This is a genomic window from Pseudomonas sp. TE3-3-F2023, from assembly GCF_036784815.1.
Lineage (GTDB): Bacteria > Pseudomonadota > Gammaproteobacteria > Pseudomonadales > Pseudomonadaceae > Aquipseudomonas > Aquipseudomonas pudica.
The window spans coordinates 4,558,889-4,572,122 of record NZ_CP145113.1; the positions used below are offsets into that span (position 1 = coordinate 4,558,889).

Annotated in this window: 10 protein-coding genes and 1 pseudogene; 5 read left to right on the top strand and 6 right to left on the bottom strand. The window is 62.9% G+C overall.

Features of this window, described 5'->3' with window-relative positions; genetic code table 11:
- Positions 1–10: 10 nt before the first annotated feature.
- Genes V3314_RS21050 through V3314_RS21060 form a run of 3 tightly spaced genes read left to right on the top strand, consistent with a single transcriptional unit; the run spans position 11 to position 4,386 of the window.
- Positions 11–1,618, top strand: coding sequence for a carboxyl transferase domain-containing protein (locus V3314_RS21050; RefSeq protein ID WP_046615628.1), 1,608 nt, complete (start codon positions 11–13; stop codon positions 1,616–1,618).
- A gap of 3 nt (positions 1,619–1,621) precedes the next feature.
- Positions 1,622–2,437, top strand: a complete 816-nt coding sequence (locus tag V3314_RS21055) for a gamma-carboxygeranoyl-CoA hydratase (RefSeq protein WP_046615627.1) — start codon at positions 1,622–1,624, stop codon at positions 2,435–2,437.
- Entirely contained in the window at positions 2,434–4,386 is a 1,953-nt protein-coding gene (locus tag V3314_RS21060) for an acetyl/propionyl/methylcrotonyl-CoA carboxylase subunit alpha (RefSeq protein ID WP_085599434.1), read from the top strand. Before V3314_RS21055 ends, V3314_RS21060 begins: the two co-directional genes overlap by 4 nt.
- Before the next feature lie 136 nt (positions 4,387–4,522).
- On the opposite strand, the gene V3314_RS21065 is transcribed toward V3314_RS21060, so the two are convergent.
- Both V3314_RS21065 and V3314_RS21070 read right to left on the bottom strand, forming a co-directional pair.
- Positions 4,523–5,185 (bottom strand): S24 family peptidase, encoded by a 663-nt coding sequence (locus V3314_RS21065; RefSeq protein WP_046615656.1) that lies wholly within the window; start codon positions 5,183–5,185, stop codon positions 4,523–4,525.
- Positions 5,186–5,292: 107 nt separating this feature from the next.
- Positions 5,293–5,946 (bottom strand): S24 family peptidase, encoded by a 654-nt coding sequence (locus V3314_RS21070; protein WP_046615625.1) that lies wholly within the window; start codon positions 5,944–5,946, stop codon positions 5,293–5,295.
- A gap of 130 nt (positions 5,947–6,076) precedes the next feature.
- Between V3314_RS21070 and V3314_RS21075 the strand changes: the two genes are divergently transcribed.
- Positions 6,077–6,388, top strand: a complete 312-nt coding sequence (locus V3314_RS21075) for a hypothetical protein (protein WP_046615624.1) — start codon at positions 6,077–6,079, stop codon at positions 6,386–6,388.
- A gap of 438 nt (positions 6,389–6,826) precedes the next feature.
- Positions 6,827–7,342, top strand: a complete 516-nt coding sequence (locus tag V3314_RS21080; RefSeq protein ID WP_046615623.1) for a DUF4880 domain-containing protein — start codon at positions 6,827–6,829, stop codon at positions 7,340–7,342.
- 53 nt (positions 7,343–7,395) lie between these two features.
- On the opposite strand, the gene V3314_RS21085 is transcribed toward V3314_RS21080, so the two are convergent.
- From V3314_RS21085 to mdeB, 4 genes and pseudogenes are all read right to left on the bottom strand, one after another.
- Complete coding sequence (locus V3314_RS21085; RefSeq protein ID WP_338460327.1) at positions 7,396–8,583, bottom strand: Bcr/CflA family efflux MFS transporter; 1,188 nt, start codon at positions 8,581–8,583, stop codon at positions 7,396–7,398.
- A gap of 235 nt (positions 8,584–8,818) precedes the next feature.
- Entirely contained in the window at positions 8,819–9,229 is a 411-nt protein-coding gene (locus tag V3314_RS21090; protein WP_046615622.1) for an SRPBCC family protein, read from the bottom strand.
- Between the two features lie 73 nt (positions 9,230–9,302).
- Positions 9,303–10,313, bottom strand: a complete 1,011-nt coding sequence (locus tag V3314_RS21095; protein ID WP_046615621.1) for an aldo/keto reductase — start codon at positions 10,311–10,313, stop codon at positions 9,303–9,305.
- A 222-nt stretch (positions 10,314–10,535) separates the two neighbouring features.
- Positions 10,536–13,199, bottom strand: a pseudogene (gene mdeB / locus V3314_RS21100) (alpha-ketoglutarate dehydrogenase).
- Between the last annotated feature and the right edge of the window lie 35 nt (positions 13,200–13,234).

A 13,234-nucleotide genomic window follows, 5' to 3' on the forward strand; every position in this document is an offset into this window, starting at 1 on the left:
ACGGGCGCACATGGCTACCTTGCACACCCAGATCAACCCGCGTTCGGCGGAGTTCGCCAGCAACAGCGCGGCCATGCTCGAACAGGTCCAGGCCCTGCGCGGCCTGCTCGCCCAAGTGGCCCAGGGCGGTGGGCCCAAGGCACAGGAGCGGCACACTTCGCGTGGCAAGCTGCTGCCGCGCGAGCGCATCGACCGCCTGCTGGACCCGGGCTCGCCGTTCCTCGAAATCGGCCAACTGGCTGCCCATGAGGTATATGGCGAAGACGTGCCCGCTGCGGGCGTGATCGCCGGCATCGGCCGCGTCGAAGGCGTGGAATGCATGATCGTGGCCAACGACGCCACGGTCAAAGGCGGTTCCTACTACCCGCTGACGGTGAAGAAGCACCTGCGTGCGCAGACCATCGCCCTGCAGAACCGCCTGCCGTGCATCTACCTGGTGGACTCTGGCGGCGCCAACCTGCCACGCCAGGACGAAGTGTTCCCCGACCGCGAGCACTTCGGGCGGATCTTCTTCAACCAGGCCAACATGAGCGCCCTGGGCATTCCGCAGATTGCAGTGGTGATGGGCTCGTGCACCGCCGGCGGTGCCTACGTGCCAGCGATGGCCGACGAAGCGATCATGGTGCGCCAGCAAGCGACCATCTTCCTCGCCGGGCCACCCTTGGTAAAGGCCGCCACCGGTGAAGTGGTGAGCGCCGAAGACCTCGGCGGTGCCGATGTGCACTGCCGCACCAGCGGCGTGGCCGACCACTACGCCGACAACGACGAACACGCCCTGGCACTGGCCCGACGCAGCGTGGCCAACCTCAACTGGCACAAGCTGGGCAAGCTGCAGCGCCTGGCCCCGGTGGCACCGCTGTATGCCGCCGATGAGCTGTATGGCGTGGTGCCGGCCGATGCCAAGCAACCGTTCGACGTGCGCGAGGTGATCGCGCGCCTGGTCGACGGCTCGGTGTTCGACGAGTTCAAGGCGCTGTTCGGTACCACCCTGGTGTGCGGCTTCGCCCACCTGCACGGCTACCCGGTGGCGATCCTCGCCAACAACGGCATCCTGTTCGCCGAGGCCGCGCAAAAAGGCGCGCACTTCATCGAGCTGGCCTGCCAGCGCGGCATCCCGCTGCTGTTCCTGCAGAACATCACTGGCTTCATGGTCGGCAAGAAGTACGAAGAAGGCGGCATAGCCAAGCACGGCGCCAAGCTGGTCACTGCCGTGGCTTGCGCCCAGGTGCCGAAGTTCACGGTGATCATCGGCGGCAGCTTCGGCGCCGGCAACTACGGCATGTGCGGCCGTGCCTACGACCCGCGCTTCCTGTGGATGTGGCCCAACGCGCGGATTGGCGTGATGGGGGCCGAACAGGCCGCCGGCGTGCTGGCCCAGGTCAAGCGCGAACAGAGCGAGCGCAGTGGTCACCCGTTCAGCGCGGAAGACGAAGCCCGGCTCAAGCAGCCGATCCTTGACCAGTACGAGCACCAGGGCCACCCCTACTATTCCAGCGCCCGCCTGTGGGACGACGGTGTCATCGACCCGGCACAGACCCGCGACGTGCTCGGCCTGGCGTTGTCCGCAGCGCTGAACGCACCGATCGAACAGAGCCGCTTCGGCATTTTCCGGATGTGACCCATGAGCGATTTCAGCACCCTCGAAGTGATCCGCGACCCGCGCGGCTTCGCCACCCTGTGGCTGAGCCGCGAGGACAAGAACAACGCGTTCAACGCCTTGATGATCCGCGAACTGATTGTCGCCCTGGACCAGTTGGCCGAGGACGCCACCCTGCGCTTCGTGCTGCTGCGCGGCCGCGGCCGGCACTTCAGTGCCGGTGCCGACCTGGCCTGGATGCAGCAGTCGGCGCAGCTGGACTTCAACACCAACCTGGATGACGCCCGCGAGCTGGGCGAGCTGATGTATGCCCTGCACCGCCTCAAGGCGCCGACCCTGGCCGTGGTGCAAGGCGCGGCCTTTGGCGGTGCGCTGGGCCTGATCAGCTGCTGCGACATGGCCATCGGCGCCGAAGACGCCCAGCTGTGCCTGTCGGAAGTGCGCATCGGCCTGGCACCGGCAGTGATCAGCCCGTTCGTGGTCAAGGCCATCGGCGAGCGTGCCGCGCGCCGCTATGCCCTCACCGCCGAGCGTTTCAGCGGTGTGCGGGCCCGCGAGCTGGGCCTGCTGGCCGAGGTCTACCCAGCCAGCGAGCTGGACGCCCAGGTCGAAGCCTGGGTGAGCAACCTGCTGCAGAACAGCCCCCAAGCGCTACGCGCCACCAAGGACCTGCTGCGTGAAGTGGACGACGGTGAACTCAGCCCGGCCCTGCGCCGCTACTGCGAAAACACCATCGCCCGCATCCGCGTCAGCGCCGAAGGCCAGGAGGGCCTGCGCGCCTTCCTGGAAAAACGCCGACCCGCCTGGCAAACCGACGACAAGAAGGAACCGCGCCCATGAGCCGCCCCGCTTTGACCACCCTGCTGGTCGCCAACCGCGGCGAAATCGCCTGCCGGGTGATGCGCACCGCCAAGGCCATGGGCCTGACCACCGTGGCCGTGCACAGCGCCACCGACCGTGATGCTCGGCACAGCCGCGAAGCCGATATCCGCGTCGACCTCGGCGGCACCAAGGCTGCCGAAAGCTACCTGCTGGTCGACAAGCTGCTGGCTGCCGCCAAGGCCAGCGGCGCCCAGGCCATCCACCCGGGCTATGGCTTCCTGTCCGAGAACGCAGGCTTTGCCCGCGCCATCGAAGAGGCCGGGCTGATCTTCCTCGGCCCTCCGGCCAGTGCCATCGACGCCATGGGCAGCAAGTCGGCGGCCAAGGCACTGATGGAAGCTGCTGGCGTGCCGCTGGTGCCGGGCTACCACGGCGAAGCCCAGGACCTTGACACCTTCCGCGCCGCCGCCGAACGCATCGGCTACCCGGTGCTGCTCAAGGCCAGCGCCGGCGGCGGAGGCAAGGGCATGAAAGTGGTCGAGGAGGAAAGCCAGTTGGCCGACGCCCTGGCCTCGGCCCAGCGCGAGGCACAGTCGTCGTTCGGCGATGCACGCATGCTGGTGGAAAAGTACGTGCTCAAGCCTCGCCACGTGGAAATCCAGGTATTCGCCGACCAGCACGGCAACTGCCTGTACCTCAACGAGCGTGACTGTTCGATCCAGCGCCGCCACCAGAAGGTGGTGGAAGAAGCCCCTGCGCCAGGCCTTTCACCCGAATTGCGCCGGGCCATGGGTGAAGCGGCGGTACGCGCGGCCCAGGCCATCGGCTACGTGGGCGCAGGCACCGTGGAATTCCTGCTCGATGCCCGTGGCGAGTTCTTCTTCATGGAAATGAACACCCGCCTGCAGGTGGAGCACCCGGTCACCGAGGCCATTACCGGGCTCGACCTGGTGGCCTGGCAGATTCGCGTGGCCTGCGGCGAGGCCCTGCCGATCACCCAGGAACAGGTGCCGCTGATCGGCCATGCCATCGAAGTGCGCCTGTATGCCGAAGACCCGGCCAACGAATTCCTGCCCGCGACCGGCAAGCTGGCGCTGTACCGCGAGTCGGCAGTCGGCGAAGGCCGAAGGGTGGACAGTGGGGTCAGCGAAGGTGATGTGGTGTCGCCGTTCTACGACCCGATGCTGGGCAAGCTGATCGCCTGGGGCGAAGACCGCGAGCAGGCGCGCCTGCGCTTGCTGGCCATGCTCGACGAGTTTGCCATTGGCGGGTTGAAGACCAACATCGCCTTCCTGCGGCGCATTCTCGCCCACCCGGCGTTTGCTGCAGCGGAGCTGGATACTGGCTTCATTCCGCGTCATCAGGAGGTTTTGCTGCCCGCGCCACAAGCGCTGCCGGCAGGCTTCTGGGAAGCAGCGGCCGAGGCCTGGCTGCAGGGTCAGGCCGCACATCAGCGGGACGACGACCGCAGTTCGCCATGGGCCGAGCGCAACGGCCTGCGCCTTGGCCTGCCGGCGCGCAGCAGCCTGCATCTGGTGAGTGGCGGGCAGGACCAGGCGGTTGCCCTGGAGCGCAGCGCTGCGTCTACCTGGCAGCTGGTGGGCGAGCAGTTGGTACATGACCAGGCGGGCGTGCGTCGCCAGCATCTGGCGATCCGCCGCGGTGGCACGCTGTACTTGCACTGGGACGGCGAGATGCATGCCATCGAAGCCTTCGACCCGATTGCCGAGGCCGAGGCCAGCCATAGCCATCAAGGCGGCCTGGGTGCGCCCATGAACGGCAGCATCGTGCGGGTGCTGGTGGAGCCTGGGCAGGTGGTGGAAGCAGGTACGGCGCTGGTAGTGCTGGAGGCCATGAAGATGGAGCACAGCATTCGCGCGCCGCATGGCGGCACGGTAAAGGCGTTGTTCTGCCAGGAAGGGGATATGGTCAGCGAAGGGACGGTACTGGTCGATTTGGCAGAGTAAGCGTCCTGGGGGCCGCTTTGCGGCCCTTTCGCGACACAAGGCCGCTCCTACAGGTACGGTGCATGCCCTGAGGTTGGTGCGGTACTTGTAGGAGCGGCCTTGTGTCGCGAAAGGGCTGTGCAGCAGCCCCGGCAATCTAGAAGGAGCCATGCACTCGCACGACCACACCCAGAAACTCGCAGCCTTCCTCACACAACAGCGTCGGGTAGTTGCTGTTGAGTGCCTTCAGGTACCGTTGCCCACCTTCCTCCGCCAACTCACGGAAAATCGCCGGTTTGCCTGGCTGACGAGCGATAACCAGACGCCCTGGCTCGACATCTACCCCAGGGTCCACCAACATCCGCATGCCCTGCGGCACACTGCGGCCACTGGCGGCACTCATCGCATCATTCTCGACGGTCAGCCAGAACGCCTTGCCCTGGGCCAGGTAGTCCGTCTGCTCGAACACACCTGGCTTCGCCCCCTCTGCGATACCTAGCTCATCCCAGCCCAGCACCGGGTAGCGGAAGCACACGATGTATTGCATGAGGTCCAGGTCATCATCGGAGTCATCGACCTCGTAAACGCTCGGCTCCCCGTCCTGCCCCTGAATACGCAGCTGCAAGCTGACGCTGTAATGGGGCATGCCAATCTCGACGAGCGTGCGATTCATCGACTCGATCTTCGGCTGACGCCGCTTGTTCACCCAATGCCCCACGCTGCCTTGAGACACGCCAACGCGCTCGGCCAGCTGTTCTTGAGTGAGCCCTAGCTCTTCCATCCGGTTACGGACCAGGGCGATCCATTTATCCATATTCATCGCTGCCATGAGCCTCCTGCAAAGGCGTGCGTCACGATCAAACCCGACGCGACCGCTGTAGGAGCGGCCTTGTGTCGCGACAGGGCTGCACAGCAGCCCCCGGCAAGCTAGAAAACCTCGTGCCCCCGCACGACCACGCCCAGAAACTCGCAGCCTTCTTCACACAGGACTGTCGGATAGCGCGTATTCAGCGGCTTGAGCATCTTGTCTCCGCCCTCCTCGACCAACTGCCGCAATACTGCCGGCCGCCCGGGCTGCCGCGCGATTACCAACCTCCCTGGTTCTGCGGGCAGGCCGGTATCCACCAGCACACGCATGCCCTCAGGCACGCTCTTGCCGCTGGCGGCATTCATCGAGTCGTTTTCCACCACCAACCAGAATGCATTGCCTGCGGGCATATAGTCCGTCTGTTCGTGGGCCTTGCTTGCCTCTGGCAAAGGCCCCTGCAAGTCAGCCCAACTCAGCACCGGGAAGCGAAAGCTCGCATACAGCAGCGCTTCGGCCGAAACCGGCTGTTCAGCCGCATAGTGACCAGGCGATTCGCGCACGATATCGCGCTCCACCACCATCACTTGGGCTTCCAGAAACACCAGCCCAAGTTTTTCGAGCTTTTCGTTGATGGTTTCCAGCGTCGGCCGCCGCGTGCCACGCAGCCAATGCCCCACGCCCCCCTGAGTCATGCCCAGGCGTTCGGCCAGCTTCAGTTGGCTGAGATTGTGTTCGCGCTTGTAGCGCTTGAGAAATGCGTTCCAGTTTTCCATGAGCGGCAACAATACGGACTGTATTACTCGCAGCAATACACAATCTGAATTATTTATTTTTAGATAGATAGTACAGACTGACCTATCCTGTGATTCCCGCGTGTTTGAAGGGAAATCAGAAGGTATCGCGATGAAACATCCGAAAAACGACGAAACAGATCTCGACAGCGAAGCCGCCCGCCGCGCTCTCGACTACTACCTCAACCCCAACCCGCCGCGTCCCACTCTGGACAACAAGATCTGGACCCTGCACGAGGGCGTAACCACCGACCAGGCCCAGGAGCACGCCATCGCTCTGCTGCGCTGCGCCGCCGCCACCGCACAGGAAACCGCCACCCACCAGCAGGGCAGCCAGCGCGAGCTGACCTTCGCCCTGATGCACATGATGGACATGGCCCGCGCACTGCTGGAGCACAAACGCACCGGGAAACCGGGTTTGTAGACACGAAGAGAAGGGAGAGAACGTGATGGCCGGGTAACGGCAAAGGCCCCGATTGCCGGGACAAGGAAGCGCATCGGTAAAACTTTTTTACCGGATTAGCGAAAATTCATTTGACTGGCAAATGATAACGATTATTATTGCACTCAGCTGATCGCAAGATCTGCTGGATAACCTGGAGCTTAGGTCGCTCTCAGATTATCTCCTCATCAGGCTAATCACGGTTTTTGACCCGGCTTTTTGCTGGGTCTTTTTTTTGGCTCTTCAGGCTAATGAAGATCGTGATGGCGCGCATGATAGCAAAAGTGTTTCAGGGCGTGAACGCTCATTACAAAACTTTGCGGAATCAGCACTTGAGAATCAATCTCGTTTCACCTACGCTGATCACGCATCACGGAAGATGCCCCCATCCCTCCCCCTCCATAGAGCAAGGAGCTGTCCATGAGCCGTCTGCTGCTGCCCCTTGAGCACCCAACCCCTGCTGCCGAACATCATGCCGACGACGCCCTGCTGCACGCCCTGAAACGCCTGCCACGGCGTGTGCAACAAGTATTCCTGCTCAACCGCCTCGACCAACTGGACTTCGCCAGCATCGCCGCCCGCCTCGACCTGCCATTGGCGAGTATCGAGCGGCACATGGACCAGGCACTGCAGGCCGGCCGCTCGCGCCGGGATGTGCTGGCGAGTGTTGCCGGGCAATGGTACGTGCGCTTGCAGAGCCCACAGGTAACGGCCTGCGAGCGGATTGATTTTCGCCGTTGGCTGGATGCGGACATGGCGAATCTGCAGGCGTTCCATGACACGGAACTGCACTGGCGCAGCCTGTTGGCACCGGCACGGCAACTGGGCCAGGACGGCTGGTACCAGCAAGGTCGGGCGGCGCTGTCGTTGGGCGGCTGTTCAGTTGCGGTCGGGCTTGGCGTGGCGGTGTTGGTGCTGTTCGGTATCTGGGCCTGATCAACACCTCAGCTACGCCGTAATCGCTTTCAACGAGGATGGCTCGTTTGCTATCAAGTTCGAGTGCTGGTCAGCGTTTCCATCAGGCATGCAAGCAGTAGCCATCCGCACAAGCTGGCACCCAGGAACAGCAGCCCCAGGCCCATCGGCAACGCGCTTTCGACGCCAGCAACCAGACTGCCAGCCAGACCACCACCTGCGAACAACAATGTCGTATTGAGCGACGCAGCCGCACCGGCCTGCTGCGGGTAACGCGCCAAGGCCTGGGTCGTTGCAGCCGGACGCACCAGCGTTGTCCCGGTCGTGCAGATGATCATCGACAGCAGCAGCCCCGCCACCGTCAATCCTGCTACCTGTTCCCAGATCACCAGTGTGATGCCCCCGGCAGCTATAAGCAGGAACCCTGTCTTGATCTGAACCTGCGGACTTACACGATTGTTCAAGTAGGTCGCGGCTGCCCCTCCTGCGATATACGCAAGCCCATAGGCAATAAATACCACCGAGAATTGATAGGGCGTCAGCCCCAGGCTGTCCATCAACGCCAATGGCGCGACAACGATGAAGGAAAAATGGCAGGCAAACGCGAAACTGGACAGCAGGGAGTGCGCAAGAAAGGTCGTATCACGCAGCAGGACCCAATAGCTGCTCATGCCTGAACGGCCTCGGGATACAGGCGTGTCCTGCAACAATACACAGGAGAGGCATGAAACGATCACGGCGATGAAAGCGAATACCGTAAAGCTGCCCTTCCAGCCAAAGAATTGTTGGAGAAAAGCGCCTGCGACCGGTGACAACGAAATGAACAGCCCACTTGCGCTGGTCAGCAGGATCCGCATGGCATTGCGCTGTTTACCACTGTACAGATCCTGCACAAGCGCCTGGCCCAGCACGAAACTCCCGCACCCCACGGCCTGCAGCAAACGGAACGCCAAGAACGTCTCATAGCGGGTTGAAAATACACAACCCACCGCCCCTGCAATGGACACACCCAGCCCAGCGAGCAACAACCGCTTGCGCCCCATACCATCCGACAATGGCCCGATCACCAGTTGCGCCAAGGCAACACCAAACGCAAAGAAGCTCACCGAGTAGGCTATCTGCTGTGACTCGACGTGAAACTCGTCTGCGAGCGCCGGGAATGATGGCAGGATTACATCCAGCGGGAATACACCCAATAGACACAACAGAATCAACAAGGCCGAGCACAGATAGCTATTGAGTGACCCCAAGGGCCCGGAAATAGTCACTGGAATCTCCCTGAAAGCGCCGAGCCCTGATGGTAGCGATACCCTGAAGATGTACAACCCGGACCGGGCAGCGAAACCTCCGATGGAGTTGTAGGACCTTTCCCTATCACTTATTACCGATGAGGTCAGATGCCATATAGCTTTCTGCTGACTGGACAGCGAGCGCCCAGCGACGTCTCGGGATTCGGATCCTGACACTGTCGCCGGGCAAGCCCTTCCAGAAAACCGCTTAGCCTTCCAGCCCTTTCTTCAGCGCCGCCAGGCCGTCTTCATAGATACCAGCGAACAGCGCAGTTGCCTCAGCATCGCTGATACCCACCGGCACGAACGACCCGGACCATTCCACACGAGACCCGCTACCTTCAGCCACCACGCGCAGGGTCGACTGGTAGTCACGTACTGGCGCTGGGCCGCTGAGGATGGTGTAGCTATAACTGCGGCCGGCTTCGTTGAAGTCCAGCAGGCGCTCGATGATGGTGTCGCCAGCCACGCTCTTCAGGGTACGAACGCGGCCGCCTTCGCTCAGGGTGCTTTCGGGGATGAACGGCAGCCAGTCGGGCAGCGCGTCGAAACCGCCAATCAGTTGCCAGACGCGGTTGGCATCGGTTGCCAGGGTGATGGAAGCTTGTGCAGTTGCCATGGTGATTCTCCTCGGGGCGTGGCCCCATTGATTCGGGGTAGACAGGGCCGCAATGCGGCCCTGCAAGATCGGTTCAAACAGCAGGTACCGGAGCCTGGGCGTTGATCAGCCCTTGCTGGCGCAGGTCGTTCCAGAAGGCTATCGGAATCACCTTGCTCAGGGCGGCGAGGTCTTCGTGGGCGTGCGCCGGGCGAGTGGAGCCCGGGATCACCGAGACCACGGCCGGGTGTGCCAGGGCGAACTGCAGGGCCGCCGCCTTCACATCCACGCCATGGGCACGGGCCACGGCACGGATGCGCTCGAGCTTGGCCAGCACCGGCTGGGTGGCTTTCTGGTACTCGAAGTGCTCGCCGCCGGCGGTAACACCCGAGCTGTACGGGCCACCCACGACAATGCCGACACCCTGCTCCACCGCTTGCGGCATGACGCGTTGCAGTGCGCGGTCGTGGTCCAGCAGCGAGTAGCGGCCGGCCAACAGGAAGCCGTCCGGACGGGCTTCTTCCAGGTCGAGGGTCAGCTCGATCGGCTCGACGCGGTTCACACCCAGGCCCCAGGCCTTGATCACACCTTCTTCACGCAGACGGGTCAGTACGCGGAAGGCACCAGTACGGGCGACTTCGAACTGGCTCAGCCATTCGTCACCGTAGAAGTCCTGGGCGATGTCGTGGATCCAGACGATGTCCAGGCGGTCGGTCTTCAGGCGGCGCAGGCTGTCTTCGATCGAGCGCAGGGTGGCGTCGGCGCTGTAGTCGTTGACGATGCGGTTGCGGTTGCCGTGCTCGAACAGGCCGCTTTTTTCGCCCAGTTCACGGGCAGCCGGGTCTTCCAGTTCGTCGAGGATGATGCGACCAACCTTGGTGCTGAGCACGTACTCGTCACGTGGGCGACCGACCAGGGCATTGCCCAGGCGGCTTTCGGAGAGGCCGGCACCGTAGAAAGGCGCGCTGTCGAAGTAGCGCACACCGTTGTTCCAGGCGGCATCGACGGTAGCCTGTACTTCGTCTTCAGGCACGTTGCGGAACATGTTGCCCAGTGGGGCGGTACCGAAGCCCAGCGGGTTGGCGATAAGGGATTTGAGGTTCATGTGCATTTTCCTGATGAGGGAGTCGGTTGTGAACTCCAGTGGCTGCAATCCTATGCGCCACCCACCAAGACCGTCCAAGTCATATTTCGAACGACTTGAGACCTTTTATGCAACACCGAGAAATCTTCATTCGAACTGCTGCTGCGGCATGCTGGTACCTGGCGGGGCCAAGGCCGTGGCGTTACGCCGGATGGCATAAGCCACGCCAAGGCTGGCCGAGGCTCAGCGGTTCCAGGGTGCCTCGGCATGTGCGTCGATGCCATAACGCAGCCGCGCTGCGGCGTGCTTGCCAGGATCGATGCCTGCCAATGCCGCCAGGGCAATGTGCTGACGATCAACCTCGAAGAAGCGACGCAATGCCGAGCGCGTGTCGCTCCGGCCAAAGCCATCGGTACCCAGGGCAGTGAACGGCGCGCTGACATGGGCAGCGATCAACTGGGCATAGGCGCGCACGTAGTCACTCGCCGCCACCACCGGCACAGGCCCGGGCAGGCAATGCTGCAAGTGGCTCTGCCCTTCGCACTGGCTGCCGAAAAGGCGCTGGCGCTCTACCTCGCGAGCATCGCGTGCCAGCTCCGAGAAACTGGTGACACTCCAGATCTGGCTGCTGATACCCCAGTCCTGCAGCAACAGCTCGGCGGCGGCAATCACCTCCCGCATGATTGCGCCGGAACCCAACAGGCGTACCGCTGGCTCTTCCGTTCCGCGCATGCCGTACAGGCGCATGCCGCGGATCACATCGTCGTGTTCGCTGTCCTGCAGCGGGGCCTGGGTGTAGTTCTCGTTGGTCACCGTCAGGTAGTAGAACTCATCGCACTGCTGCTCGAGCATGCGTCGGCTGCCATGGTCGATGATCACGGCCGCTTCGCTGGCGAACGCCGGGTCGTAGGCGCGGCAGTTAGGCACCGTCGAGGCGATGAGCTGGCTGGTACCGTCCTAGTGTTGCAGGCCCTCGCCTGCCAGGGTGGTGCGGCCAGCGGTGGCGCCGATCAGGAAACCACGGGCGCGCTGGTCGGCAGCCGCCCAGATCAGGTCGCCGATGCGCTGGAAACCGAACATCGAATAGTAGATATAGAACGGCAGCATCGGCTCGCCGTTGACGCTGTAGGAAGTCGCTGCGGCGACCCACGAAGAGACAGCACCGGCTTCGGTAATGCCCTCCTCCAGCAACTGGCCGTCGGTGGATTCCTTGTAGTACAGCAATGCACCGGCGTCTTCCGGTTCGTAGAGCTGGCCAACGGGTGAATAGATGCCAACCTGGCGGAACAGATTGGCCATGCCAAAGGTACGCGCCTCGTCGGCCACGATGGGCACTATGCGTGGGCCGAGTTGCTTGTCCTTGAGCAGGTTGGTGAAGAGCCGTACCACAGCCATCGTGGTGGAGATTTCCCGATCGTCGGGGGCCAGGGCGAACCGGGCATAGTCAGCAAGTGGTGGTACGGCGATGCTGGGGGCCAGGCTGCTGCGTCGAGGCAGGTAGCCACCCAGCGACTGCCGGCGGGCATGCAAGTAGCGCAGTTCGGGGCTGTCATCGTGCGGTCGATAAAAGCGCATCTCCTCCACCGCCTGGTCATCCAGTGGCAGCGCAAAACGGTCCCGAAACGCCTTGAGGGCCTCGACGTCCAGTTTCTTCTGTTGGTGCGCGGTGTTGCGCGATTCCCCGGCCTGGCCCATACCGAAGCCTTTCTTGGTCTTCGCCAGGATGACCGTCGGGTGCCCCTTGTGGCGCTTCGCTGCGTCGAATGCAGCGTGCAACTTGCGAAAATCGTGGCCGCCGCGACGCAGGCCATCGATTTCGGCCGGGCTCATGTGAGCGACCAGCGCGTGCAGCTCCGGGTCGAGGTCGAAGAAATGCGCAAGGTTGTAGGCTGCATCGTTGGCACCCAGGGCCTGGTACTGGCCATCGACGGTGCTGGCCAGGCGGCGCAGCAGAACGTGGTGGTGGTCCCGGGCGAACAGGGCATCCCAGCCCGAGCCCCAGACCACTTTGATAACGTTCCAGCCAGCACCTTTGAACAGCGACTCCAGCTCCTGGATGATTTGCCCGTTACCGCGCACAGGCCCGTCAAGCCGCTGCAGGTTGCAGTTGATCACGAAGGTGACATTGTCCAGCTTCTCCCGAGCGGCAAGCGACAATGCTGCGACCGACTCCGGCTCATCCATCTCGCCATCGCCGAACACCCCCCAGACATGGCGGCCTTCGGTCGAGGCAATGCCACGGTGTTGCAGGTAACGCAGGAAGCGGGCCTGATAGATCGAGCTGATCGGGCCGATGCCCATGGAGCCTGTCGGAAACTGCCAGAAGTCTGGCATGAGCCACGGATGGGGATAGGAGCACAGCCCGCCGCCATCCACCTCTTGCCGATAACGCTCGAGTTGCTGTTGCTCCAGCCGGCCCTCCAGGAAAGCGCGCGCATAGACACCTGGCGCGGAATGCGGCTGGAAATACACCAGGTCGCCTTTGCCTTGTGCAGTATCGGCGCGGAAGAAATGGTTGAAGCCCACTTCGAAGATTTCCGCGGCAGAGGCGTAACTGGCGATATGGCCGCCCAGCTCGCCATAAGCCATGTTCGCCTTGGCCACCATGGCCAGCGCGTTCCAGCGGATGATCGAAGTAATGCGCTCTTCCATCGCCAGATCACCGGGGTACTCCGGTTGCTGTTCCACGGCGATGGTGTTCTGGTAAAGCGAGTATGGGTTGGCAGCGATTCGAGCCCCCAGGTGGCCGGCATGCTCGGCCAGGCGTTGCAGCAGGAATTCCACCCTCCCACTGCCCTCGGTGCGAGCGACGCCCTCCAGGGCATCCAGCCATTCGTTCGTCTCGACGGCATCAACATCTTCAGTACCTTGATCGGCGATCCTGGGCACTTGAATCGGATTACTCATTTCACACGACCTCAGGTAATTGAAACGACAGCCGC